Source organism: Candidatus Magnetaquiglobus sp. (genome assembly GCF_058402785.1).
The window spans coordinates 1-25,793 of sequence record NZ_JBZVFG010000006.1; the positions used below are offsets into that span (position 1 = coordinate 1).

The following is a 25,793-nucleotide window of genomic DNA, read 5'->3' on the forward strand; positions in this document are numbered from 1 at the left end:
TTATGATCTGGCTTGAATAGGGTTGATATTATTATTGAATGTCAACACGCCCTAATACGGGATTACGAGTCACATGAATGCCTTTGGTGCTGATCACGACCCGCATGCCGGGATCTCGGACAAGGATTTCCAACGTCTGAGCGACTTCATCTACACGCAGTGCGGCATCATGATGCCGCCCAGCAAAAAAACCATGCTCACCGCCCGGATCCAGAAACGGCTCCGGCAGGTGGGTCTGCACTCCTTCAAGGAGTACATCGACTGGGTGCTCGATCCGGAACACTCCGGCGAGGAGTTGATCCAGTTCATCGACATCGTGACCACCAACAAGACCGATTTCTTCCGCGAGCCGGGCCATTTCGAATACCTGGCCCAAAATGTCCTGCCGGAATTGATCAAAACCTCGGGTGCCGGCGTGCGCCGCGAACTGATGATCTGGAGCGCCGGTTGCTCCACGGGCGAGGAGCCCTACACCCTGGCCATGGTGCTCAAGGAGTTTGCCCAGCACTATCCGGGCATCAATTTCCGGGCCCGCATCCTGGCCACCGACATCTCCAGCCGGGTGCTGCGCAGCGCCTCGGACGCGGTTTACGACATGGACAAGGTGGGTCCGGTTCCTTTGACCCTGAAACGCAAATATCTCCTCAAAAGCAAGGATCCCACCAAAAAACTGGTGCGCATCGCCCCGGAAATCCGCGCCATGGTCAACTTCCGGCGTCTGAACTTCATGGATGCCGACTTCGGCCTGCGCGAAAAGATGGATGTGATCTTCTGTCGCAACGTCATCATCTACTTCGACCGCCCCACCCAGGAGCGGCTCATCAACAAGTTCTGCCGCTATCTTTCGCCGGGCGGCTATCTGTTCGTCGGCCACTCCGAAACCTTGAACAACCTCAAGGTGCCGGTGGTCCAGGCCGCGCCCACCATCTATCGTCTGCCCGGTTGAGACCCGAACCCGACACGCGCGGGGGTGGCAGGGAGATTCGTGCGCGCCATTCCGTGCGGGCGCGTCTTGGCGCTTGACGAACGAAACAACGTGCATCCGGATCATCCATGGATTCCTTTGTCGTCACCTGAACACCCGCATACCCGTTTTATCAATCCAAAAATTCATTGATCATGCGTGGTGTCACAAAAAAAACCGAACAAACCATCGTAAATTCTTCATTGCGATCCACCTGACCATCCCATAAGATACCCACGCTTGCATCATGCCTATATTAAGAGGCTGTTTGGTGATTCCATGAATGGAATCACCAAACCTGCACGAATCGAAAAAATGATTCATGCTTCTCAAATTGCCGCGCAATTTGGCAGGCCATGAATGGCCCGGCCCGCGTCGGCTGTTTGGCATTTGCCAAACAACCTCTTCGGAAAAATCAGTCCGATACCGACTCTCTGGTAGCATCTTTCAACATGGGAAGCGTCGCACATGGAGCGTATCTTTCGATTCTTGCAACAACTGCGTGTCAATACGCGCCTTTGGCTTATGCTGATCATCATCTTCATCGGAATCGTGGCCGGTGGGATGATCCAGCTGGGCATCGAACGTCGCGATCTGATGGACCATAAAAAAATGCTCGCCAACGTTCTGGTGGAGAGCGCGTACAGCGTGCTGCAACACTACCAGGCCTTGGAGGCCAAGGGGGAACTCACCCGCGAGGCCGCCCAGCAACAGGCCAAGGCTGCCGTCAAGTCCATGCGCTATCGCGAGGTCGAGTATTTCTGGATCAACGACATGCATCCCAACATGGTGATGCACCCCTACAAACCCAAGCTGGATGGCACGGATCTCTCCAGCTTCAAGGATCCTGCCGGCAAATTTCTCTTCAACGAGTTCGTCAAAACCGTGCGCGAGTCTGGCGCCGGGTTCGTGGATTACCGCTGGCCGAAGCCGAACATGGACGAGCCGCAACCGAAAATCTCCTATGTGAAGGGGTTCGAGCCCTGGCAGTGGATCGTCGGAACCGGCCTGTACGTGGATGACGTGGAGAGCGAATTCCGGCTCAAGTCGCTGCGTTTTTTGGGCGCGATCGGGGGCTTTCTGGCGGTCATGGGATTCTTGGCCTGGGTCATCTCCAGAAGCGTGATCCAACCGATCAACCGGATTCAGCAGGTGGTCGGGGAGATGGCGCGGGGCAACCTGACCACACGGATCGACATCCCGCCCAAACACGACGAAATTTTCTCCATCGGTGTCGGCATCAACCAGATGGCCGATGGTCTGACCCACATGGTGCGCACCATTCAGTTGCAATCGGCCACCATTCAGGCCGTGGCCGACGAGCAGATGCTTCTCAAGGAGACCTTGGGCGAAGATTCCAGGCTCACCTTCGATCTGGCGGAAAAGGTGGTGGCCAAGAACGACCACCTGGATGAGGAGAGTCAGAAACTCAACGTCAAGATCAGCATCACCAAGGAGCATGTCGAGGAGGTGACCCAGGCTGCCGGCACCCTGTCCGGGGATGTCTCCTCGATCGCGGCGGCCTCGGAGCAGGCCAGCGTGAACGTGCAGACCATGGCTGCCGCCGCCGAGCAGATGAGCGCCAATCTGGCCCAGGTGAACGACAATCTGGCCAGTGTCAATCAGGCCATCCAGTCGGTTTCCGGGGCTTTGGCGAGCGTCACCGGGGAGCAGGCCGGAATCCGCGACCGATGCCGCATGGCCGAGGAGCGTTCCAAAGAGGCCAACGATCAATCTCAGGGGATGGTGATCTCGATTCAGGAGTTGACCAACGCGGCCCAGGATATTCGCAATGTGGTTGGCGAGATCAACGCCATCGCCGAGCAGACCAACATGTTGGCCTTGAACGCCTCCATCGAGGCGGCCAGTGCCGGCGAGGCCGGCAAGGGGTTCGCGGTGGTGGCCAACGAAGTCAAGGCGCTGGCCAAGCAGACCTCGGACGCGACGGTGACGATTGGCGAACGCATCGATCAGATGCAGATCCGTTCCAAGACCGTGGCCGACGGAGCGGACCGGATCGTCGATGTGATCCAGACCATTGCCGACATGAATCTGGAGATTGCCCGTTCCGTGGATCATCAGACCCGTTCGGTCACGAAGATCACCGAATCGATGGATCGGGTCACGCAATCGACCGACGAGGTGACGCGCAACGCTTCGGAGTTGTTGCAGGCGGCCAACGAAGTGGCGCGTGCCGCCGAGGAAGCGGCTTTGGGCACCACCGAGATCGCCCGTTCCGCCGGCAATGTGGCCACGAACGCCGCACGCGCCGCAGAGTTCTCGAATCTGGCGCAAGAGAGTGCCCAGGCGATGCAATTCTCATCGGTAGAGATCTACACCTCCTCGGTCGAGGTACAAAAGATGATGATGCGCTCGATTCAACTGCTTAATTTCCTGGATGGATCGATCCGTCATGCGGGCAAGTTGACCGTGGTGAGTCAGGAGACCAGCGCGGCGTTGAGCGAAGCCTTGCAGGGCAAGGATGTGGGGGCGGCCCCCTTTGACGCGCGTATGGTCAAGCAGGCGCACATGAAGTGGCTGGGGCGATTGGAGCATGTGGTGCGTGGGCGTGCGCGTCTGCGTCCCCAGGAGGTCGCCAGCGGTCACGAGTGCGACTTTGGCAAGTGGTATGATGGGGAGGGAACGGCCCGTTTCGGTGATCTGGAGGTCTTCCGGGAGTTGGGTGCGGTACACATGGCGGTTCACGAGACTGCCCGTGCGGTGGTTTCGGCAGCGGATCGACAGGAGTTGGATACTGCCGTCGCGGAGATGGATCGTTTTGACAATTTGCGGCGGGAGTTGTTTCTTGGTTTGGATCAGCTGTATGCGCAGGCGGCCAATCGGGTACGGACATCGGTAGAGGAGGGGCAGAGGAGGGATTAGGCGGAACAACTGGCGGGGTCCAGGGGCCAATGGCCCCTGGTGGGGTTCGGGGCGAAGCCCAGAGGTAAAGACAAAACCTCGGAGGCTCTGCCTCCGAACCTCCGCCGGGTACCTTGCGCTCCCCGGTCCCCTGCAACACTTGGTATCCTGACCGCGCTACCACGCACCCACGGTCACCCTCCCCTTATCTCCTCCCCTTATCCCCCTCCCGCATCACGAGACACGCTTCAAGCCTGCTCCAGATCACCTCCATCGAGGCCGGTTTGACCAGATAGGCATCGGCACCCGCCTCCAGACACCGCACCTCATCCTCCGGAGCAGCCCGAGCAGTCAGAACGAGAATCACCAGATGCGCATACCGAGGATCCGCCCGCAACATCCGCATGGTCTCCAAACCGTCCATCTCCGGCATGCGAATGTCCAATACCATGGCATCAACCTCGGGATGACTCTCCAACTCCCGCAAAGCCCGCACCCCGTTGGCAGCCAGAAGAACATGCTCCACACGCTTCTGCAAACCGCTGGCAATGGAAAAGGCCATGCGCATGTCGTCATCCACCACCAGCACCGTCACCGGCTTGCCGCAAATACGCAACGGTTCCGGTTGAGCCGCCTCCTTGGGCTCCTGCATCAGCACCCCATCCACCTTCGCCCCATCACCCGGCGGAGACGAAAACTCCCATGGATCCGAAGGGATCGCCAACACCGAACGCTCCATCTCGGTCAGGGTGAGGGAGAAAAGACTGCCTCGTCCCTCGCGACTGCGCACCTCGATCCGAGCACCCAAAAGATCGGCAAGCTTGCGCGCGATCGACAAACCCAAACCGCTCCCCCCATATTTGCGACTCATCGCCCCATCGACCTGGCGGAAACTCTCGAAGATCATATCCAGCTTGTCCCCCGGAATGCCAATCCCGCTGTCCTCGACCTGGAACAACAACACCCGCCTGCCGACAGACCCTTCCACCCGGCGAACCCGCAACATCACCCCACCGGAATCGGTGAACTTCAAGGCGTTGGAGAGAAAGTTGTTCAAGATCTGCTTGAGCTTGCCGCCATCCGTGACGAATACCTCCGGCAACTCCCCAACCAGCTCGCAGGCCAACCCCACCCCCTTGCTGGTGGCAAAAACACGAAACGGATCCAAAAGTTCACGGACGAAACGGTCCGGATACAGCTCATCGGCCACCAACTCCATGCGCCCGGCCTCGATCTTGGAAAGATCGAGAATGTCGTTGATCATGTTCAAAAGATCCCGACCGCTCTCGTGAATCACCCGCACCGACTCCAACTGCTCGGGGGTCAGATTGGCATCCCTGGAGAGCAACGTCGAAAGAATCAACAGACTGTTCAACGGCGAACGCAACTCATGGGACATGTTGGCCAGAAACTCCGACTTGGCACGGTTGGCCGATTCCGCCGCGTCTCTGGCCCGCATCATCACCATCTCGACCTGCTTGCGCATGGTCACGTCGCGCAACACCCCGGAACTCCCGATCGGCACGCCCCGGTCGTCGGTCAATACGGAGAGATAAACCTCCACCCACACCATCTCGCCGTTGCGATGCACGCCCCGATACTCATCCTGAAGATAGTGCAATTCGCCACGCATCATCTTGGCGAACTGCGCCATGGCACGCTCCCTGTCGTCCGGATAAACATTGTCAAGGAATGGCCGTCCCACCGACTCCTGGACCGGAAAACCGCTCACCTCCTCCCAGGCCGCGTTCAGAAAGGTCCAATGACCTTCGGCATCGGTCTGAAAAATGATATCCCGGACATTCTCCACCATCTGCCGATAACGCCGTTCGGCCTGGTTCAAGGCGCTGGCGATCTCCTCGGCCTTGTGCTGCACCCGCTCCTTCTGTCCGGAAAGGGCAAGCACGTTGACGAACAACAGAAGGTCCACCAGCATGCCGAGAAGCGCGATGATCAACGGTTGCCGACTCGCCAGCTCGATCTCGAATTCGGGACGGGAGGTGAAACGCGCCAGCCAGATGCGTCCGCCCGGCAACTCCAAACGACTCTCCCGCGCATAGCGCGCATCGGACTTGACGACTCGATCCGGATGGGTGGCGTGCAGTTGTTGACCGGGTTCGACCGCCATGCCATCGTACAACTCGAAATCGAGATCCGGGACGCCCAGTCCCAGAATCCCCTCCATCAGATCGCGCATCCGGAACGGACTGTAAACGAATCCCAACAAAGCGCGACGCCGCTCCTCCACGCTCGTGGTGGCCATGCCATCCCGATAGACCGGCAGATACATCAGAACGCCCGGCTGCACATCCCGTTCGGTCTCCTGCACCAGGGTCACCTTGCCGGTGAGAGCCGCCTCGCCGGTATCGCGGGCCTGTTGCATGGCCGCGCGCCGTACCGGTTCGGACCACATGTCGTAACCGAAAGCGCGCAGGTTGCGTCCCTCGAAGGGCTCCAGATAGATGATCGAACTGTATGGATCCCGCTCCCCGAAAGGGAGCACATCAAACTGCTGGAACCCCTGGGCGCGGATTTGATCGATCAGCGCCTGTTTATGCTCGGGCGCGAACAGATAGGCAAAACCGATCCCCTGAATGCCGGGCCAGTAGGTATCGATCCGGAGCGTGGTCACATAGCGATGCCAATCGTTCCGGGTCACCTCGTCCGAGGCGTTGAACAGCCCCACCCCGCCGCGCAACACCTGCTCATACTCGCGCATACGCTTCAGGATCGACCACTTGGCCTCCTCGACCCGAAAATCGAACCGCTCCTGAGCCCGTTTTTCCTGATAGGCGTTGGAGGTGTGCCAGGCAAGCACCGTGATGATCACCGAAATGACGAGAATCACCCAGCCGGTGACCCGACCATGCAACAGCTCCAGGTAATGGGAAAAATGGGGACGTTCCTTCATGCCTGCCCCCCAGCCCTGGAGCCGATCCAGCGCAAGGCATCGATCAACACCTTCTTGCGGATCGGTTTGGAAAGATACAGAGTGCAACCCGCCTCGCGACTGCGCTCCATCTCCCCTTCCATGGCGTGGGCGGAAAGGGCGATGACCGGCAGGGGAGAGCGGCCCTGTTCAGCCTCCCAGGCGCGAATCAGACGGGTGGCCGTGTAACCGTCCATGCCCGGCATCTGCACATCCATCACCACGACATCGAACGGCTCCGCGCGTACCTGTCGCACCGCCTCCTCCCCATCCTCGACCATGGTCAGCCGATGGGGTGTCTTGGCCAGGTAGGCGGCCATGAGTTCCCGATTTTCCTCCACATCCTCGGCCAACAGAATCCGTAGTGGACGCTCCTCGACCGACGCCACGGATACCGTCTCCCCGGATGCGGTCGCGTCGCGCTTCATGACCCGCCGGACCGGCAGCACGAACCGGAACAGACTCCCCTCGCCCAGCCGACTCTCCACCCAGATCCGTCCCGCCATCAGCTCCACCAGCCGCCGGCAGATGGCCAATCCCAGCCCCGTGCCCCCATAGCGGCGCGTGATCCAGGCATCCGCCTGGGTGAACTGCTCGAACACATTGCGCGCCTGCTCCTCCGAGATGCCGATGCCGGTATCGGCGACTTGAAACAACAGCGCATCCTGTCCCGGATCGTACCAGGAGAGCCCCACATCCACCCTGCCCTGATGGGTGAACTTGATGGCATTGCTCAACAGGTTCAACAACACCTGCCGCACCCGGCCATCATCGCCCAAGACCAGCTCGGGCAGATCGACGGCAATGGTCTCGCCCAGCACCAACCCCTTCTCGCGGGCGGCGACACGCATCAGACGGGCGGTCTCCTCGACCACCCGCACCGGGGAGAAGGGCAGATCGAGCAGGGAGAAGCGTCCGGCCTCGATGCGCGAGAAGTCGAGCACGTCGTTGAGCACCCCGAGCAGCGCCTTGCCCGAGTGGTGCATGGTTTCGGCGTAGCGACGCTGATTGACATCGAGGGGGGTCTCGAGCAACAACTCCGACATGCCCAGCACCACGTTCATCGGGGTGCGGATCTCATGGCTCATCGCCGCCAGAAAATCTCCCTTGACCCGTGCCGCCTGTTCGGCCTGCTCCTTGGCGAGACGCAGCTCCTCCTCGGCCTGTTTGCGCTCGGTGATGTCTCGAAACGCCACCACCGCCCCCTGGATCGCGCCATCCCGCTCGATGGGCGATGCGATCAGGGCCACCGGGAAACAGGTGCCATCCTTGCGCCACAGCCAATCGGCATCGGTGTTGACCACCGTGCCCTTCATCACCTCGGAGATATAACAATCCGAGGCCAGATACATCGTGCCATCCGGATAGGAGTGGTGGAACAGCAGGTGGGAAGAGTGGCCCAGCACCTCCTCTTCGCGCCAGCCGAGGATGCGCAGGGCGGTGGGATTGATGAAGGTGATGCGCCAGTCGCGACCCACCGTGTACAACCCTTCCGCCAGGGTCGAGGCGATCTCGCGCAGACGCCGTTCGTTCTCCGCCACGGCGGCCTCGGCGCGCATCCGTTCGGTGATGTCGGTGAAGATCCAGACCCGGCCACGGGTTTCGCCCTCGCCGGAAAGGGGCTCGGAATAGCGTTCGAAAAGCCGTCCATCGATGAAAGACAGCAGATCGACATCGATGTCGTCGGTTTCGTAAATCGATTTCACCCGCGCCAGGAACCGATCCGGATCCTTGAGCTGGCGAATGACGAATGGCAGCAGAACCTCATCGCGACCATCCGCGAGCAGATCGGCGGGAATGCGCCACATCTCCCGAAAACGGGCATTGGTGCGCAGGATGCGACCGTGACGATCGACCACCAGAATGCCGCTCCGGGTCGATTCGAAGGTGGCGCGCAACAACTCCTCGCTCTTGCGCAGCAGGGTTTCGGTCTCCAGGCGGCGGCGCCGATTGCCAAACCCTTCGATAATCCGCGCGCTGGCCGCGACCACCGGTTCCAGATAGTCGATCATGCCGGAGTCGTATCCGGCGGGTCGGTTGGCCAGACCCAGCACCGCCAGGATCTCCCCGCCCCGCTTGATCGGCATGCCGAGAATGGCGCGGATCGGGGGATGTCCCCGCGGCAGGCCGCACTGTGCCAGGCTGGCATCCACCTCGTTGACGAAGAGCGGCTGGGCGGTGTCGATCAACCGCGCGAACAGGCAGTGATCCCCCGCGACGCACCACGAAGAGGCCACCCCTCCCTCCCCATCCGGACGCAACACCCCCTCGCCATCGCGCGTCAACACGGAGAGACAGGCAAGATTCACCTCCCCCGGTGTTTGCCGGCGCACCTCGACGATGAAGCCATAATCGCTCGCGGTGAGCGTGAGGATCTCGAACAGCAGGGTTTCGAACAGTTCGTCCGGGTCGGACTCTCCGATGAACAACCCCTGGATGCGGTTGATGCAGGCGATCTGGAGCCGCAACTGGTCACGGGTGGCCAGAAGATCGGCCTCGGCCCGCTTGCGCGCCTCGATCTCGCGCGCCATGGACTCCTGTTGCCGGTGTTGTTCGGTGACATCGCGACCGGCCACATGCAGCGACTGACCATCCACCACCCCGGTCCATTCGGTCCAGAGCGGATTGCCGCTCCGATCGATCAGGCGCAAGGTAAAGACGCCGGGCTCCCCGCCTGAAAACACCCGTTGGATCTCCTGGAGGGCCGATTCGCGATCCTCCGGGTGCATGCGGGCATCCAGGGGCATCTCGGCCAGCTCCTCCCTGGAGTACCCCAGCGCCTCGCAAAGCGCGGCATTGAAATTCAACAGGCGACCGTCCTGACTCAGAATGGCGAAGAGATCCGGGGAGAGGTTGAAGAATCGATCGCGCGCCTCCTCGGCGGCGATGCGCTGACCGATTTCGATGAGGAGCTGGGCGTGCATCGTCTCCAGACGCGAGGCCCGCTCCCGTTGGCGCAGATGGCTCAGGCCCAACTCGGAGATCATCGACACCAACTGCCGGTTGTAGGCGATGATCCCCTGGACCTTCTCCTTGGAGAAGACCGGCACCTTTTCGATCGCGGCCAGATAGGCATCCGGATCGAAACCGTGCTGGCCGGCCTGCTCACGGAAAAAGGCGCGATCGATGGGTTCGTGCTCGTAGAAGAACTGACCGAGAAAGCAGGTAGCCAGATGGTGTCCGTCCACCAGGATGGGGATGGCCAGATCCCACATGCCGTTCAGGCATTTGTATTCGATGTAGCCATCCGGGGGGAGGGTTGGGAGGGTCTTCACGATGTGACGGTCCGAGGCGAGACAACGCTCCAGACAGGCGGGATGGACGCGATGGTAGTGGGCGCAGACCTCCTGCCAGCCGGTGGCCACCAGCACCCGGCCATCGACGCCGATGATGCCGATGGGGATGCCGGAGATCCGATACAGGGCCTCCGCCATGCTCTGTAGTTGGCGCGGATCGACGAGATCCGCCAGGTTGATGCTCACCCGTCTCCTCCCCGCCCAGACCGGCCCCCTTGCAAGGAAGCCCTTCCAGCGCATCCGATTCCCACGGTCACCCTCATAACAGCGTCAATACCAGATAATAGCGCCCCCCCTTGCCGAGGGAAACCCAGAACAGAAACCGCCAGATCGGCACCCCGAGCACCCCGGCGGCAAAGGTGAGCGGATCGCCGATCACCGGCACCCAGGAGAGGAGCAGGCTCCACTCGCCCCAGACGCGAAACCGCTCCCCTCCCTTGCGCAGGGTCTCGGCATCGACCGGAAACCAGCGCCGATCCTGAAATTTAAGACAGAACCGGGCCAGATACCAGTTGATCAGCGCGCCGAGGACATTGCCGACGGTGGCCGCCACCCAGAGATGCCAGGGGGCGAAGGAGCCGTTCAAGACCATGCCGGCCAGGAGCGCCTCGGAGGAGAAGGGCAGGATGGTGGCCGCCAGCAGCGCGGCCAGAAACAGTGAGAGGAGTCCCGCGTCCATGCCGGTGCGCTATCCGTTCAGAACGGCCAAAACCTTGGACAGTTTGCGCGCCAGGGTTCCGGCGGCGGGGTAGTCCTCCCGACGGATGGCCTGGACCACGCTGGCCAGGGAGCCGCGCAATTGGGTGGAGGCCAGGGCCACGGCCAACCGGGCGCCCTGTTTTTCGGCCTTGGGATCCCGCGCGTCGATCAGGGCGATCAGCTCGCGGATGCCGGCGCTCAGGCCACCGGCATCCGCGCCGCGGGTCACGGCCATCTCGCAGGCCCCATTCGCGGTTCCGGTTTCGGCCTGCACCGCCTCCGGGGTCGGCACGACGCCGAATGGCAACGCCACGAAAAAGGTCGATCCCACCCCCGGCGCACTCCGATACCAGACCTTGCCGTCCAGAAGGGCGGTCAGGCCACGCGCCAGACTCAATCCCAACCCCATGCCGCCATGCCTGCGGGTCGATTCGCCATCTCCTTGCACAAACGGTTCGAAGATCCGCGCCTCCAGTCCGGGCTGGATGCCGATGCCGGTATCCCGGATCGCCAGCACCACCACCACCCGTCCCGGCTCCCGACTGGCGACACGCACCTCGAGGGTGATCTCCCCCTCGGAAGTGAACTTGACCGCGTTATCCAGAAGCGCATCCAGAATGCTGGCCACCTGGGTCGCATCGCCCCGCACCCACTCCGGAAGCTGCCCATCGATCCGCGTGCGCCAGATCACCCCCTTGTCACGGGCGCGCCGCTCATGGGGTCCCACGCACGCCTCGATCCGTTCGACCAGTTTGAAAGGGGTCTCCCGAAGCGACAACTCGCCGGATTCGATCCGGGCGGTATCGAGCAGGAGATTCACCAGGGTCTGGAGATGACCGGCGGCGTGCCGGGCCACATCCAGACAGGCGCTCTGTTCGGCCTCCAGACGGGTGGCATGCAGCAGATCGAGCATGCCGACAATGGCATTCAGTGGGGAGCGCAACTCGTGGCTGGCAATCGCGACGAACCGCTCGCGAGCGCGGCGCGTCACGGACCGTTCGCGCTCGAAACGGGCCCGCTCCTCGTCAAGCGGCGCAAGCTGATGGCCAGGCTGGTCGGGCTGGGGATCCCCCGCAGGGTTGGGCGGATCCATCCCTTCCTGGGTGGCGAGCTTCGAGACGACTTCACTCCCTTCCTTCACCGGCCCTCCCCCTCAACCCGATCCGACGCCCCTCGGACGCACCTGGGACATGAAAATCATTATGGGCAAACGGTCCGGCGCGGTCAATGGCGGGATCCACGCTCCCGGGGGCATCCCCGGCAACATTCCGTTAAAGGATCATGGAAAATGGAGGTGGATTCCGGTAATCTTGGCTGGGAACGACAACCGAACGGGGCTGGACAACCGAAGGATGAGACAAAACGTGCCAAACTTTGCTGACAAGGGGAGACCCCATGCACGCCCCGACCATGGCAAACCCGAAGGAGGATCCAAGGTGAAACGCGTCTTGATGATCGCCTTTCACTATCCCCCCGCGCTGGCGAGCGGCACCCATCGGGCATTGAGTTTCACGCGGGATCTGCCGGAGTTCGGCTGGGAGCCGATCGTTCTGACCACCCGCGCCCAGGCCCACGAACGAATCGACCCGGCCCAGGAGGAGGAGATCCCCCCGGATATCCGGGTGCAACGGGTATTCGCCCTGGACTCGGGACGCCATCTGGCCATTCGCGGTCGCTATGCCCGTCTGACCGCCTGGCCGGACCGCTGGTCAAGCTGGTATCCCGGCGCCGTGATCCAGGGGCTGCGTCTGATCCTTGAACACCGCCCCCAGGTAATCTGGAGCACCTATCCGATCCCCACCACGCTGCTGATCGCCCGCACCCTGCACCGACTCACCGGCATCCCCTGGGTGGCCGACCTGCGCGACCCGCTGGTCACCGGGCAACACCCGACCGATCCCACGCTCAAGAGAACCTTCGCCAACCTGGAACGCAAGACCATCCAACGCTGCACGCGCATCGCGGTCACCACACCCGGACTGCACCGTTTCTTGAGCACCCGTTACCCGGAAATTCCGGCGGAAAAATGGGAGATCATCCTCAACGGCTACGACGAACGGATTTTCCGCCGTTGCGACGCGCTCTCCAAACCGCTCCTGCCCAACCCCGAACCCCTGACCCTGGTGCATGGCGGCACGCTCTACACCGGTGGCGACGAACGCAATCCCGGCGCGTTTCTCAACGTCCTGGCGGAGCTGCGCCGCCTTGGCGCGATCGGCTCACCCGACGAGAACGGCCCGAAGCGCATCGGACTCCGGATCATTCTGCGCGCCACGGCCCACGACGAGATCATTCAGGCCATGATCCGCAAGCGGGGACTGAACGACATGGTGGTCACCGCGCCGGCCCTGCCCTATCTTCAGGCGATCCAGGAGATGTTCCAGGTCGATGGTCTGCTGCTCTTTCAGGGCGAGGGGTTCGATCACCTCATCCCGGCCAAGCTCTTCGAATACCTGCGCGCCCGGCGCCCGATCCTGGCGCTCACCGGCCAACACGGGGATTCGGCGCGCATCCTGCGGCAGGCGGGTCTGGAGTCGATCACCTCGTTGAACGACGAAACGGCCCTTCAAGCCGCCCTCGTCCCGTTCCTGGAGCATCTGCGCGCCGGAACCCCGCAACTCCCGGACCCCACCGTGGTCGCCGGCTTTTCCAGACGCCTCCAGGCCCAAAAACTGGCCACGCTCTTCGACCAACTGCTTCCCGCCTCGCGATGATCCCGCCACCCTTCGGGCGCCGACGCGAACCGCCGGCGCCCGAAACGAAGCGTCATTCCAACAGCTTCAACAACATGCTCGGCTGCTGATTGGCCTGCGCCAACACCGAAATACCCGCCTGCTGCAAAATCGAATATTTGGTCATGTTGGCCGACTCCAGGGCCACATCCGCATCCATGATCGAGGAGCGCGAAGCGGTGTAGGCATCGGCGGTGGCGGTGGCAGTGGCAAGCACCGACTCGAAACGGCTCTGCATGCCGCTCAACTGGGCGCGAATGGCACTGACACTGCTGATGGCCGTATCGATCGTCGTGATGGTCGTACTGGCCAAGGCGGCGGTGGTGACATCCGCGTTGACCCCGGCGGCCCCCATACCCAAACCCTCCAGGCTGGCGGTATCGATGGTGAACGTCACCGTATCCCCGGCATTGGCACCCACCTGGAACGACTTGTTGGCGAACGATCCGGTCAACAGGTTGATCTTGTTGAAGGCGGTTCCGGTGGCGATGCGTTGCACCTCGGAGACCAACTCGGAGACGGTCAGTTGCAGGGCGGTACGATCCGAGCTGGAGAGGGTGGCGTTGCGCGCCTCCACGGCGATCTCCCGAATGCTCTGCAAGGCATTGTCGGTCTCGGCCAGGGCCGCATAGGCCACGTCGCTCAAGGAGGCACCATCGTTGGCATTCTGCTGCACCGCGTTGAGACCGCGAATCTGGGCCTGCATGCGCGTGGCGATGGCCAGACCGGCAGAGTCATCCCGCGCGGTATTGATTTTCAGGCCACTGGCCAAGCGTTGCATGCTTTTTCCCAACGCATTCGAGGTGGATTGCAGCCCCTTGTACGCCATGATCGAGGCCATGTTGGTATTGATGGAAATCGCCATGATTCAAGACTCCTGACAAATAGTGGGTGATGCGCATTCGTGATCCAAGGAACAGGCGCGTGACGAGTTGATTTGTTCGAACCCGGTCATGCCGGTTCCGGTTCGTCTTGCCCTGTTTATCGACCCACCTCAAGACAATCTTAACAAAAAAATGGGCTGTTTTTGATTTTTTATTCGAACAAATCAACTTGACAAAGTTGATTTGTTCGAGGTTGGTTGATTTTTTCAGTATTTCATACAGTATTTCTTTTTACTAAAGTAGCAATACGATAAAACCGATGAATCCGATAAGGGGTGATTTGTGCCACGAAAATTTTATGGGTTTCTTGTTGATTTTCAATCAATTGATTCTTCCCTGCAACACGAATCACCTGCTCCGTGCCGCGCCATGTCGCGATGAAGGCGCGCGCGCAGCCGGATGACCGGCTTGGAAAGAAAAAAAAATTCCAATCCGATTTTCAACTCAAGTCGCGTCGGTTTCGATCCGATACCGTCGATCAAGGGAATTTTTTCATTCGCTTGGATGGCGGCACGCGACCAACCCACCCCATCCTCATCTCTTGGCCTGCTCCTTGCTTGTCAATCGTTCATCCGGTGGCCGCAACCACCCTCATGAACACCCTTTTTCTTGCCATGGAGCGTCACCATGAAACAACGCATCAACGAAACCCTGCAAAAAATCGAACATCTCGGCCTGACCGAGAGCGAGTTCAAGCGCATCCTCAGCCGCCTGAGCGACACGGAATTGGCGTTGCTCGAGCAACTCACCGCCCTGCACCGTCTGGCCGAGTCGGAACTGCGCCGCGTGCTGGCGATCGTCGAGAAGGTTCACAATCAGTTGATCGAGACCTTCCGTCCGGATGGCATCCGTCCCGTCGCGCACCGTGCCCGCTGATCCCGGCGCGCATTCTCAAAATCCGCGCGCGCGAAACGAAGAACGGCCCGTCTTCCACTCAAGGGAAACGGGCCGTTTCTTTTTTTGACCCCGGGATCGGTCGTCCCTCCCGGCAGGGATCCGGCCTCAACCCGGAACGCACGCCTCCGGCTCATCCGGATCCTTGGGGCCAAACTCCCGCAACCAGCGGTACATCACACCCAAGGTGATCGGCATCACGATCATGAACAGAACATCGGACACAAGATTGATGACAGCGGAGAGGATGACGAGCGTGCCCGATTGGATCTGGAAAAAAAACGTGAGGGTCGGCAACACAGCACTCAAGATCATCAGCGGCACGCTCACCACCGCCACGACACCGCCCAACCGCCACCCATTCCCGCGGGTCACACGCCACACCTCGTAGAACTCAAAACCGACAACTCCCAGCGCCGCATACACCAGCGACAGGGAGAGCCTGGGAATCAGATACAAAAGAATGACGAGTTCAAGGATGATTGGGATATAATAGAACTGGATGGCCATTTTTACAAAAATAAAGGCCAACGCCCCAAATGCAAACACCATAAAAAGAATATAAACCATATACTTCACATACGACAACTCACGCGCACCCACGGTGATCCGGTTCTGTGCCCCTTCCACCGCCCAACGCATCAACACCGTCGAAACCGGAACCGTGACCAGAAAGGCGCCGATCACCCCTCCCTGTTCCATGAACTGGCGAATCGCCAGGTTGGAAAACAGGACAGGCGTGAGCCACTCCCAGACCGGAAAAGAGATCGTCACGGCAAACCACCCCAACAGCCACGGCCAGACGAACCGCACCATCGCCTTGCCATCGGTGCGCAACAGCCACCAGACCGCATGGATCGTGCCCCACACGGGAAACGAACGGTTTTGCGTATCGGTTTGTTCCATCTTCCACTCCTTGAGAGATCAAGGCTTGACCGCGGTTCCCATCGGCGCGACGAATTCTGCCAAACCGCACCGTGGAACTCCCGTAAGGGAGGTCCACGGTCGGGGGGTGAGGGGGTTCTCCCCCCATCATGTCACGTTACAAGAATCACTCCCCCCAACGCAGCTTTTCGCGCAGGATGGTGTAGTGGTTACGGTCCGGCGCGTGCAACACCCGCAACGAATGGGTGGAGCGACGCACCAGGATCTGATCGTCATCGGCAAGCGCAAAACCGGCCTGGCCGTCCAGGGTCAACAGCCGATCGAGTCCGTTGGCGGTCAGGGTGATGCAGGCGGTGCCGATGCCGGGGACGACGATGGGGCGGTTGGTGAGGGTGTGGGGACAGATCGGCACCAGCAGGATGGCGTTCACCGACGGATGGAGGATCGGCCCCCCGGCGGAAAGGGCATAGGCGGTGGAACCGGTGGGCGTGGCGACAATCAGTCCGTCGGCGCGACTGGAGAAGACGAACTGATCGTCCATGGCCACGTCGAACTCCATCATGCGCGCCAACTCACCCTTGTGGACCACCACGTCGTTGAGCACCCGACAGGTCAGAGGAATGCGTCCCTGGCGCATCACCTGCACGGAGAGGCGCATCCGCTCCTCGACGCGGTATTCGCCTGCCAGCACCCGCGTCATGGCCTCGAACATGTCGTCGCGGGAGGTCTCGGTCAAAAATCCCAACCGCCCCATGTTGATGCCCAGCAACGGAACATCCACCTCCTCGACCGCGCGCGCCGCCGCGATGAAGGTGCCATCCCCGCCGATCACCACCACCACGTCCTGCCCCTCGGGGAGTTGTTCCTGGACCTTGCGCGCCGCGCACTGCTTGGGGATCGACGCGGCCTGGGCGATTTCGTTCACCACGGTCACCCGGCGTCCATCCTGGTGCAACCATTCAGCCAGCTGTCGCGTCGCCTCCAGGGCACGCGGGTCGGACAGTTTGGTGATGATGCCGATATGATGCATATCCATTGCGCGCTCGACTCCAATCAAATAACTTGCATGATGGGGAGATACCCCACCTCACCCCCCGTCCCATGGACCTCCCTTCGGGAGTTCCATGGGAAATGAAATCCCCGGATCGTTGCTACCGAAAGCCAAGCTCTTGCCCAACATCCGGGATTCGTCATAGACTGACTGTTTACGCCGTTGGGTCTCATTTTTCCAGTATCCCCGGATGGAGTCGCGGATGGAACCTTTGCAGGATGTTCAATCACAACCGGATGATCGCCGTTTGCCCATCGATCGCGTGGGCGTCAAGGGGATCCGTTATCCGATCGTGGTCAAGGATCGCAGCCGGGGCAGCCAACGCACGGTGGCATCGATCAACATGTATGTCAACCTTCCGCACCACTTCAAGGGAACGCACATGTCCCGTTTCCTGGAGGTGCTGGCGGAGCACGACGAAGCCATTTCCGTGGACAGCCTGCCGGACCTGCTGCACAAGGTTCAAGATCGGCTCACCGCCGAGGAGGCCCACATCGAGTTGGAATTCCCCTATTTTCTGCGCAAATCGGCTCCGGTTTCGGGTGCCGCCGCGCTCATGGATTACCGGGTGCGCTTCATCGGCACGCTGCACAAGAAGCGTTACCGGATGATCCTGGAGGTGACGGTGCCGGTGACCACCCTCTGCCCGTGCTCCAAGGAGATCTCCGAACGCGGCGCCCACAACCAGCGTTCCCATGTCACGGTACGGGTCCGTTTCAAAAAATTCGTCTGGGTCGAGGAGATCATCGAGCAGGTGGAGTCCAACGCCTCCTGCCAGCTCTACCCGATCCTGAAACGCCCGGACGAAAAATTCGTCACCGAACAAGCCTACGACAACCCCCGCTTCGTCGAGGACATGGTTCGTTCCGTGGCCGCGACCCTGGATGCCGATCCGCGCATCTCCTGGTTTTCGGTGGCCGCGGAGAATTTCGAATCCATTCACAACCATTCGGCCTACGCGTTCATCGAAAGCAGCCGGGAGGAAGAGACCCCATGAGATTCAGCGTCGCCCTGATCCCCACCCTCAAGGAAGCCCCGGTCGAGGCGCACACCGTCTCGCACCGGCTGATGCTGCGCGCCGGTCTGATCCGGCCCCTCGGCTCGGGCATCTACACCTGGTTGCCGGTCGGCTTGAAGATCCTGCGCAAGGTCGAAGCGATCGTCCGCGAGGAGATGGATGCCGCCGGCGCCCAGGAGGTGCTCATGCCGGCGGTGCAGCCCGCCGAGCTGTGGCGCGAGTCGGGCCGCTGGGATTTTTACGGCAAGGAACTGCTGCGCATCCTCGACCGCCACGAACGGGAGTTCTGTTTCGGCCCCACCCACGAAGAGGTGATCACCGATCTGGCACGCCGGGAGCTGAAATCCTACCGCCAGCTGCCGGTGAACTTCTACCAGATCCAAACCAAGTTCCGCGACGAGATCCGGCCCCGGTTCGGCATCATGCGCGGACGCGAATTCCTCATGAAGGATGCCTACTCCTTCGACATGGACGCCGCAGGGCTGGATGTCACCTATCGGGCCATGCATGCCGCCTACACGCGCATCTTCCAACGCTGCGGACTCGGGTTCCGTCCGGTGGAGGCCGACACCGGCTCCATTGGCGGCTCCTCGTCCCATGAATTCCATGTGCTGGCCTCCTCGGGCGAGGATGTGATCGCCTCCTGCACCCGCTGCGATTACGCGGCCAACCTGGAAAAGGCCACCAGCGCCCCCCTGCCCGCCAGCGCCACGCCCAACGACGAACCGATGCGTCTGGTCGCCACCCCCGGCAAAAAATCGATCCAGGAGGTGAGCGCCTTCCTGAATCTCCCCGAATCGCAACTGGTCAAGTGTCTGGTGGTCGAGGCCGAGGGACGGGCCCATCTGCTGCTGTTGCGCGGGGATCACGAACTCAACCTGGTCAAGGCGGCCAATGCCCTGGGGGTGGGCACGGTCCAGGTTCCGGAACCGGGCCGGATCGCCGAGTTGACCGGCGGCCTGCCGGTCGGCTACGTGGGGCCGGTGGGAACCACCCTGCCGATCCTGGCCGATCGGGCCACCGAATCCCTCGTCTCCTTCGCCTGTGGGGCCAACCAGACCGATCACCACCTCACCGGCGTGGTCTGGGAGCGGGATCTGCCCAGACCCGCCCGTGCCGATCTGCGCAACGTCCAACCCGACGACCCCTGCCCGCGCTGCGCGGAGGGACACTTGCGACTGGATCGGGGCATCGAGGTGGGACACATCTTCAAACTGGGCGAGAAATACTCCAAGGCCCTGAACGTGACCGTGCTCGATCCCGAAGGCAAGGAGCGCACCCCGATCATGGGATGCTACGGCATCGGCGTCTCGCGCATCGTGGCCGCGGCCATCGAGCAGAACCACGACGACAACGGCATCATCTGGCCGGTGGCCCTCGCCCCCTTCGAAGTCGAGATCCTGCTGGCCAACCCCAACGATGCGCTCTCGGTCCAGACCGCCGAATCCCTCTACGCCGGATTGACCGCCATGGGGATCGGCGCGCTGCTCGATGACCGCGACGATCGGTTGGGGGTGAAGTTCAAGGATGCGGATCTCATCGGCTGTCCGCTGCGGGTGATGGCCGGTGGACGCGCCCTCAAGGAGGGCAAGGTGGAAATCCAGATCCGCAAGGGGGGCGATCCGCTGCAAGTGCCGGTCGCCGAGGCGTTGGCGACGTTGCGCGACCTGCTCGGCAAGCTGGCCGGGGAGGAGTCCGGCGGAGTTGGACCATGGACGAAAAACTGAATGAGTTCCTGCTGGAGATCGGCTCGACCATCGGCGAAGCGATCCAGGAGATCGCCGAAACCATGCTGTTCGTGCCCATCGGGGCGGGAGAGATCTCGCTGGGGCCCTGCGGGGTGGAGATGGCCCATGGAGCCTGGATCGCGCTCGACGGAGGCATCGTCGCCCGGTTCCATCTGATCGCCACCGAAGCCTCGGCGTTGCGACTGGCCGGCGCGCTGCTCGGCGACCCCCGCGAGACGTGGGACGACGAGTTGGGGGATGCCTTCGGCGAGGTGGCCAACATGATCGCCGGCGGCATGGTGACCCGCTTCGAGGATCGCAGCCACGGCACCGTGGGCATGACCCCTCCCACCCGTGTCACCCCCGGCGAACCCTTCCCGGAACACGACGCGGCGGTGGTGATCGTCCATCAGGCGTTCACCCTGGAGGGAGATCCCTTTGCCGCGGAGATGCTCTTTCCTCTCGATTTCGCCCTGACCAAGGCTGGCGCATGAGCACCCTGCCCGACGATCCCCTTATCTTCGCGGCCCATGCCGTCCTGGATGCCGACGCGCTCCTGATCACCGCCGGGGCGGGCATGGGGGTCGATTCGGGGCTGCCGGACTTTCGCGGCAAGGAGGGGTTCTGGGACGCCTATCCCGTCATCGCCCGGCTGGGACTCTCCTTTCCCCAGATGGCCAACCCGGACTGGTTCCGCCGCGATCCACGCCTGGCCTGGGCCTTCTACGGCCATCGACTCGATCTCTACCGCCGCGTCCACCCCCACGCGGGGTTCGCCCAACTCCTCCAGATCGCTCGGGAGAAACCGCACGGCGGCTTTGTCCTGACCTCGAATGTCGATGGGCATTTCCAGAAGGCCGGCTGGCCCGAGGAGCGGGTCGCCGAGTGTCACGGCTCGATCCACCAACTCCAGTGTACCCGTCCCTGCTCCCCGGAAATCTGGAGCGCCGAACGGCTCTCCCTGGAGATCGACCCCGAAAGCTTCCGCGTCACCGGGTCCCTGCCCGTCTGTCCCCGCTGCGGAGCCCTGGCCCGTCCCAACATCCTGATGTTTTCGGATGGCCACTGGCTGGAAAAACGGAGCGCCGAACAGGAGGCCCGCATGCAGCACTGGCTCGCCGAGGCCCATATTCAGCACGCGCGCCTGGTGATCCTCGAGATCGGCGCCGGCAACGCGGTGCCGACCATCCGCCAAAGCTCGGAGCACTTCGCCCGCAAATACGCCGCCCGTCTGATCCGCATCAATCCCCGCGACAGCTGGATCCCGCCTGGCCGTCACATCGCCCTGCCCATGGGTGGAAACGCCGCGATCACGCAAATCCGGAACCTCATCACCCACCAAGAGGCCGCAGACACCCTATCCGACTCCCAACATTGATCGGAACCCAGATCCGGCAGTTGCGGGCACCACCCACAACAACCTATTGATTCATCTGGCTAACCGAAAGAAAACCTTATCACCGGCAAGGTCATTTCGATCTCTTGCAATTCACCCTATGAACCCATCTGTTGGCTCATGCCATCACCCGCAACTGCCGGATCCAGACTGAGACGCGGTTCCAGCAGAAACCGTTCGACAGGGTGTTCCTTCTGGTTTTTTTTGACAAAAGATGAGAAGCATGCTTAAGCTTAAGATGATTTTAATGCGCGCGGCGCATTTTCCGCAAAAAACGCGAAAAATGCTTCTTTGAGAAGAGCGCGCCAACGTCAAAAACAAAGTCCCAAGGGCTTTGCCCTTGGATCCCCACCAGGGGACAATCCCCCTGGCCCCTTGATCATGGAACGACGCATCCCGTGATGGGTGCGGTTTACCATGGAACTCCCATCAGGGAGGTCCTTGGTCGGAGGGTGAGGGGGTTCTCCTCCCATCACGCACGTTACAAACCGCTGTCATCGATGATCCCTTGTCAAAAAGGAGCATGCAAACCCGTGCCCAAGGAATCCAAGGAGTCCAAACGTTCCGGGATGGTCTGCAAGAACGAGCACGATACCCTGCTGGCCATCAAGGTCGCGCTCTTGATGCAGATCACCCGCGAGTCCACGTTCAGTCACCGGGTCTTCTGGCTGTTCGACAACCTGCCCAACCTGCACGACCAGGATTTCAAAACCAAAAAGTGCGACAAGTGCAAAGGCAGCGATTGCGACGCCTTCAAGAGTTTACGACGCATCAAGAAACTGGTCTCGGATCCAAAAACGGTCGAAGAGGGGATCGGCGATCTGGTCCGGCTCTATCAACTGCCGCCCATGCCCCAGGAGACATAAACCCACGCCTGATTCCTCAGCTCTCCGACTCGATCCGGCGCTTCTCCGGAAAGAGCCGGCGCACCACCACGAACAGCACGGGAATGAAGAACAGACCCAGGACAGTGGCCGAGAGCATGCCACCCATCACGCCGGTACCGATGGCGCGGCGGCTGTTGGCCCCGGCGCCGGTGGAGGTGGCCAGGGGAAGCACGCCGAGAATGAAGGCCGCCGAGGTCATGACGATGGGCCGGAATCGCATGCGACACGCCTCCAGGGTGGCATCGATCAGCGACATGCTCCCCTCGGTGGAGAGGGTTCGGGCGAACTCGACGATCAAAATGGCGTTCTTGGCCGACAATCCGATGATCGCCACCAGTCCCACCTTGAAATAAACGTCGTTGGGCATGCCCAACACCATCACCGCGGCCACCGAGCCCAACAGACCGATCGGCACGATCAGCATCACCGCGAACGGGATCGACCAGCTCTCGTAGAGGGCGGCCAGACACAAAAACACCACCAAAAGCGACAATCCGAACAACATCGGCACCTGGGCCCCGGAGAGAGACTCCTCGAAGGAGGTGGCCGACCACTCGTAGCCAAAGCCGGACGGGAGCTGTCTGGTCAGCCGATCCATGGCGGCCATGGCCTCGCCGGTGCTGCGTCCCGGCGCCGGATTGCCGGAGAGTTTCATGGACGGCATGCCGTTGTAGCGGTCGAGCTTGGGCGAACCGGTGATCCAGTCGCTGGTGACGAACTCGGAGAGCGGGATCAGGCCGCCGGCGCGGTTGCGCACCCGCACTTGCAGGATCGCCTCGCGTTCGGCGTTGGTTTGGGCATTGGCGCTCATGAGCACGCGCAGGATACGTCCATCGCGGGTGAGATCGTTGATGTAGGCGGAACCGAGGGCCACCTGGAGGGTTTCGTTGAGTTCGTCGGGGTCGATCCCGAGGGTGTTGGCCTTGGTGTGATCGACCTTCAGGAGCAGCTGCGGTCCGGCCTCCAGCCCCTCGGGGCGGACTCCGGCCAGGACCGGATCCTGGGCGGCCATGCCGAGGAGTTGGTTGCGGGCATCGAGCAGGCGGTCGCGTCCCAGTCCGACCCGATCCTGCAAGCGCAGATCGAACCCGCCCACCGCCGCCAATTCCGGGATGGGCGGCACGTTGACGGCGAAGATCAACGCCTGTTTGATGCGCGAGAGGGCCATGTTGGCCTGCATCACCAGGGAGCCTGCCGCAAGCTCCGGCGCTGTGCGCTCCTTCCAGTCTTTCAGACGCACGAAGGCGATGGCCGAGTTCTGGCCACGTCCGAAAAAGCTGAACCCGGCCACGCCGACGATCTTGGCCACGCCGGGTTGTTGCAGATAGTGTTTCTCCACCTCGGCGAGCACCTCCAGGGTCCGTTCCTGGGTGGCACCGGGGGGCAGTTGCATGATGGTGACGAAATAGCCCTGATCCTCGTCCGGAAGAAAGCCGTTGGGCAGTTTCAGGAACAGCCACCCGGCGCTCGCGGCGACCGCCAGATAGAGCAGGATGAAAAAGAACGGGCGTTTGAGGATGAACCCCACCGATCCCCGATAGCCACGGGTGGAACTGTTGAAAAACCGGGCGAAAAGGGCCAGGGGACCGAAACCGAGCCCGGAGGTCCCGGTAACGTGTTCGTTCTTGAGCAGGGTGGCGCACAAAGCCGGGGTGAGGGTGAGGGCCATGAGCACGGAGAAGATCATGGTCAACACGAGCGTGACCGAGAACTGCCGATAGATCGCGCCCACGCTCCCCGAGAAGAAGGCCATGGGGATGAAGACCGCCAGAAGCACCAGCGTGATGCCGATGATGGCGGAGAAGATCTGGGTCATCGCCTTGCGGGTCGCCTCGCGGGGCGGCAGGTGCTCTTCGGCCATCACCCGTTCCACGTTCTCCACCACCACGATGGCGTCGTCCACCACGATGCCGATGGAGAGCACCATGGCGAACAGGGTGAGCACGTTGATGGAGTAACCCAACAGATAGATCCCCACCAGGGCGCCGGTGAGGGCCACCGGCACGACGATGGCCGGGATGAAGGTGGCGCGCAGATTGCCCAAAAACAGATACATCACCAGAAACACCAGCACCATCGCCTCGGCGAGGGTCTTGACCACCTCGTGGATGGAGATCTTGATGAAGGTCGAGGTGTCGTAGGGGATATCCCAGGCGATGCCGGCTGGAAAGAACTTCTCCAGCTCGCCCATGCGGGCGCGCACCCGTTCGGCGGTCTCCAGGGCATTGGCGCCGGGGGCCACCTTGATGCCGACCGCGGCGGTGGACTGGCCGTTGAGACGGGCGCGAATCGCATACTCCTGGGCGCCCCACTCCACTCTGGCGATATCCTTGACCCGCACCGTGGCCCCGTCGCGATCGGCGCGCAGGATGATCTCGCCGAACTCCTCGGGGCTGGTCATGCGGGTTTTCACCAGGATCGGCGCGTTGATCTGCTGTCCGGGCAGGGCCGGCAGGTTGCCCAGCTCGCCGGTGACCAGTTGGGTGTTGCGGGCACGCACCGCGCGTACCGCCTCGCCGGGTGACATGCCGAACTCGGTCAGGCGCGCCGGATCCAGCCAGATGCGCATGGCATACTCGGTGCCGAAAAGCTGCGCCTCGCCCACGCCGGGAACGCGACGCAGATGTTCGAGCACCGACGCGGCGGTGTAACTGCCCAGCGCGATGAAATCCTGGCTCTGGTCCGGCGAGTAGATGGTGATGAACATCAAATAGTTGCGCCGGGCCTTGGTCACCGTCACCCCCTGGCGCCGCACCTCCTCCGGCAATCTGGCCTCCACGCGCTTGATGCGGTTTTGCGCCTCCACCGAAGCGATATCCAGGTTGGTGCCGGTCTCGAAGGTCAGGGTCAACGTCATGGCGCCCAGGGCATCGCTGGTCGATTCCATGTAGAGCAGCCGTTCCAGACCGTTCATCTCCTGTTCGACCAGGGAGGTGACGGTCTCCTCGACCACCTGCGACGAGGCCCCCGGATAGACCGCGGTCACGGTGATGGCCGGCGGTGCCACATCCGGGTATTGGGCCACGGGCAGCTTGTTGAAGGAGAGTCCCCCGGCCAAAAGGATCACCAGGGCGATCACCCAGGCAAAAATCGGTCGGTCGATGAAAAATTTAGGCAGCATGGCGCGATTCCAAAACCATTCAGGTGACCGTGCAACTCCCGCGAGGAAAGATCCACGGTCGGTGGGGTGAGGGGGCTCCCCCCATCATGCACGTTATTGACTCAAAAGCTGTTGTTTCCGCACGGCCCGCGCGATCAGCGGAGCCTTTTTTTCCAGTCCGGCCAGGGTAATCTCCTTGTCCTGATACATCTGGCACCTGGAGTTCCTTATAGGTGGCCTGTCTGGTATTCAAATGGGCGGGAAGGGCCGCAAAATCGCCACGCATCCAGGCCTTGGCACACTCGATGGCCTGTTGGCCTCCTGGGAGTAACCCTGCCGCAAGCCGAAACTATCCGAAACGAGCCCGTTGATCACATCCCCCTGCTTAGAGGCTGTTTGGCATTTGCCAAATCGCCTCTAAGCGTCGTGCGCAAGATGCGAGGGTCGTTTCCAAACCTGCATGATGGGG

At 61.7% G+C, this 25,793-nt stretch carries 17 protein-coding genes; 9 read left to right on the forward strand and 8 right to left on the reverse strand.

Features of this window, described 5'->3' with window-relative positions:
* The first annotated feature begins 73 nt into the window (after positions 1–73).
* Both ACV4UY_RS03345 and ACV4UY_RS03350 read left to right on the forward strand, forming a co-directional pair.
* A complete protein-coding gene (locus ACV4UY_RS03345; protein WP_420904984.1) occupies positions 74–946 on the forward strand; it encodes a CheR family methyltransferase in 873 nt (290 codons plus the stop codon).
* 486 nt (positions 947–1,432) lie between these two features.
* On the forward strand, positions 1,433–3,847 hold the full coding sequence (locus ACV4UY_RS03350; protein ID WP_491606239.1) for a methyl-accepting chemotaxis protein: 2,415 nt from the start codon (positions 1,433–1,435) through the stop codon (positions 3,845–3,847).
* Positions 3,848–4,031: 184 nt separating this feature from the next.
* On the opposite strand, the gene ACV4UY_RS03355 is transcribed toward ACV4UY_RS03350, so the two are convergent.
* From ACV4UY_RS03355 to ACV4UY_RS03370, 4 genes are all read right to left on the reverse strand, one after another.
* A complete protein-coding gene (locus tag ACV4UY_RS03355) occupies positions 4,032–6,737 on the reverse strand; it encodes a CHASE domain-containing protein (RefSeq protein WP_491606240.1) in 2,706 nt (901 codons plus the stop codon).
* Positions 6,734–10,237: a PAS domain S-box protein gene (locus tag ACV4UY_RS03360; RefSeq protein WP_491606241.1), complete on the reverse strand. Its 3,504-nt coding sequence runs from the start codon at positions 10,235–10,237 to the stop codon at positions 6,734–6,736. Before ACV4UY_RS03360 ends, ACV4UY_RS03355 begins: the two co-directional genes overlap by 4 nt.
* A 73-nt stretch (positions 10,238–10,310) precedes the next feature.
* Positions 10,311–10,730: a YqaA family protein gene (locus tag ACV4UY_RS03365; protein WP_491606242.1), complete on the reverse strand. Its 420-nt coding sequence runs from the start codon at positions 10,728–10,730 to the stop codon at positions 10,311–10,313.
* Between the two features lie 9 nt (positions 10,731–10,739).
* Positions 10,740–11,891, reverse strand: a complete 1,152-nt coding sequence (locus ACV4UY_RS03370; RefSeq protein ID WP_491606243.1) for a sensor histidine kinase — start codon at positions 11,889–11,891, stop codon at positions 10,740–10,742.
* A gap of 295 nt (positions 11,892–12,186) precedes the next feature.
* Here ACV4UY_RS03370 and ACV4UY_RS03375 point away from each other — a divergent pair, with 295 nt between their 5' ends.
* Positions 12,187–13,464: a glycosyltransferase gene (locus ACV4UY_RS03375; RefSeq protein ID WP_491606244.1), complete on the forward strand. Its 1,278-nt coding sequence runs from the start codon at positions 12,187–12,189 to the stop codon at positions 13,462–13,464.
* Between the two features lie 52 nt (positions 13,465–13,516).
* Here the strand turns inward: ACV4UY_RS03375 and ACV4UY_RS03380 are convergent, their stop codons facing one another.
* Complete coding sequence (locus ACV4UY_RS03380; RefSeq protein WP_491606245.1) at positions 13,517–14,347, reverse strand: flagellin N-terminal helical domain-containing protein; 831 nt, start codon at positions 14,345–14,347, stop codon at positions 13,517–13,519.
* Between the two features lie 646 nt (positions 14,348–14,993).
* Here ACV4UY_RS03380 and ACV4UY_RS03385 point away from each other — a divergent pair.
* On the forward strand, positions 14,994–15,242 hold the full coding sequence (locus ACV4UY_RS03385) for a hypothetical protein (RefSeq protein WP_491606246.1): 249 nt from the start codon (positions 14,994–14,996) through the stop codon (positions 15,240–15,242).
* Positions 15,243–15,368: 126 nt separating this feature from the next.
* On the opposite strand, the gene ACV4UY_RS03390 is transcribed toward ACV4UY_RS03385, so the two are convergent.
* Together ACV4UY_RS03390 and ACV4UY_RS03395 are read right to left on the reverse strand one after the other, a co-directional pair.
* Positions 15,369–16,166 carry a hypothetical protein gene (locus tag ACV4UY_RS03390; RefSeq protein WP_491606247.1) on the reverse strand — a complete coding sequence of 266 codons (798 nt, stop codon included), beginning with the start codon at positions 16,164–16,166 and terminating at the stop codon, positions 15,369–15,371.
* A gap of 145 nt (positions 16,167–16,311) precedes the next feature.
* On the reverse strand, positions 16,312–17,181 hold the full coding sequence (locus ACV4UY_RS03395) for an NAD(+)/NADH kinase (RefSeq protein ID WP_491606248.1): 870 nt from the start codon (positions 17,179–17,181) through the stop codon (positions 16,312–16,314).
* 217 nt (positions 17,182–17,398) lie between these two features.
* Between ACV4UY_RS03395 and folE2 the strand changes: the two genes are divergently transcribed.
* The 5 genes from folE2 (at position 17,399) to ACV4UY_RS03420 (ending at position 22,203) form a co-directional block, all read left to right on the forward strand.
* Positions 17,399–18,193, forward strand: a complete 795-nt coding sequence (gene folE2, locus ACV4UY_RS03400) for a GTP cyclohydrolase FolE2 (RefSeq protein WP_420904995.1) — start codon at positions 17,399–17,401, stop codon at positions 18,191–18,193.
* Positions 18,190–19,941: a proline--tRNA ligase gene (locus tag ACV4UY_RS03405; RefSeq protein ID WP_491606249.1), complete on the forward strand. Its 1,752-nt coding sequence runs from the start codon at positions 18,190–18,192 to the stop codon at positions 19,939–19,941. Before folE2 ends, ACV4UY_RS03405 begins: the two co-directional genes overlap by 4 nt.
* Positions 19,926–20,435, forward strand: a complete 510-nt coding sequence (locus tag ACV4UY_RS03410) for a chemotaxis protein CheX (protein ID WP_491606250.1) — start codon at positions 19,926–19,928, stop codon at positions 20,433–20,435. The genes ACV4UY_RS03405 and ACV4UY_RS03410 overlap by 16 nt, the downstream gene beginning before the upstream one ends.
* Entirely contained in the window at positions 20,432–21,319 is an 888-nt protein-coding gene (locus tag ACV4UY_RS03415; RefSeq protein ID WP_491606251.1) for an SIR2 family NAD-dependent protein deacylase, read from the forward strand. The genes ACV4UY_RS03410 and ACV4UY_RS03415 overlap by 4 nt, the downstream gene beginning before the upstream one ends.
* Before the next feature lie 551 nt (positions 21,320–21,870).
* Positions 21,871–22,203: a hypothetical protein gene (locus ACV4UY_RS03420; RefSeq protein WP_491606252.1), complete on the forward strand. Its 333-nt coding sequence runs from the start codon at positions 21,871–21,873 to the stop codon at positions 22,201–22,203.
* Positions 22,204–22,219: 16 nt separating this feature from the next.
* On the opposite strand, the gene ACV4UY_RS03425 is transcribed toward ACV4UY_RS03420, so the two are convergent.
* Positions 22,220–25,345: a multidrug efflux RND transporter permease subunit gene (locus ACV4UY_RS03425; RefSeq protein ID WP_491606253.1), complete on the reverse strand. Its 3,126-nt coding sequence runs from the start codon at positions 25,343–25,345 to the stop codon at positions 22,220–22,222.
* Positions 25,346–25,793 lie beyond the last annotated feature (448 nt).

Excerpts from the sequence above, each read along its gene's own strand:
- ACV4UY_RS03345 (WP_420904984.1), top strand. The coding sequence starts at position 74 with ATGAATGCCTTTGGTGCTGATCACGACCCGCATGCCGGGATCTCGGAC.
- ACV4UY_RS03350 (WP_491606239.1), top strand. The coding sequence starts at position 1,433 with ATGGAGCGTATCTTTCGATTCTTGCAACAACTGCGTGTCAATACGCGC.
- ACV4UY_RS03355 (WP_491606240.1), bottom strand. The coding sequence starts at position 6,737 with ATGAAGGAACGTCCCCATTTTTCCCATTACCTGGAGCTGTTGCATGGT.
- ACV4UY_RS03365 (WP_491606242.1), bottom strand. The coding sequence starts at position 10,730 with ATGGACGCGGGACTCCTCTCACTGTTTCTGGCCGCGCTGCTGGCGGCC.
- ACV4UY_RS03380 (WP_491606245.1), bottom strand. The coding sequence starts at position 14,347 with ATGGCGATTTCCATCAATACCAACATGGCCTCGATCATGGCGTACAAG.
- ACV4UY_RS03385 (WP_491606246.1), top strand. The coding sequence starts at position 14,994 with ATGAAACAACGCATCAACGAAACCCTGCAAAAAATCGAACATCTCGGC.
- ACV4UY_RS03390 (WP_491606247.1), bottom strand. The coding sequence starts at position 16,166 with ATGGAACAAACCGATACGCAAAACCGTTCGTTTCCCGTGTGGGGCACG.
- ACV4UY_RS03395 (WP_491606248.1), bottom strand. The coding sequence starts at position 17,181 with ATGGATATGCATCATATCGGCATCATCACCAAACTGTCCGACCCGCGT.
- folE2 (WP_420904995.1), top strand. The coding sequence starts at position 17,399 with ATGGAACCTTTGCAGGATGTTCAATCACAACCGGATGATCGCCGTTTG.
- ACV4UY_RS03405 (WP_491606249.1), top strand. The coding sequence starts at position 18,190 with ATGAGATTCAGCGTCGCCCTGATCCCCACCCTCAAGGAAGCCCCGGTC.
- ACV4UY_RS03410 (WP_491606250.1), top strand. The coding sequence starts at position 19,926 with ATGGACGAAAAACTGAATGAGTTCCTGCTGGAGATCGGCTCGACCATC.
- ACV4UY_RS03415 (WP_491606251.1), top strand. The coding sequence starts at position 20,432 with ATGAGCACCCTGCCCGACGATCCCCTTATCTTCGCGGCCCATGCCGTC.
- ACV4UY_RS03425 (WP_491606253.1), bottom strand. The coding sequence starts at position 25,345 with ATGCTGCCTAAATTTTTCATCGACCGACCGATTTTTGCCTGGGTGATC.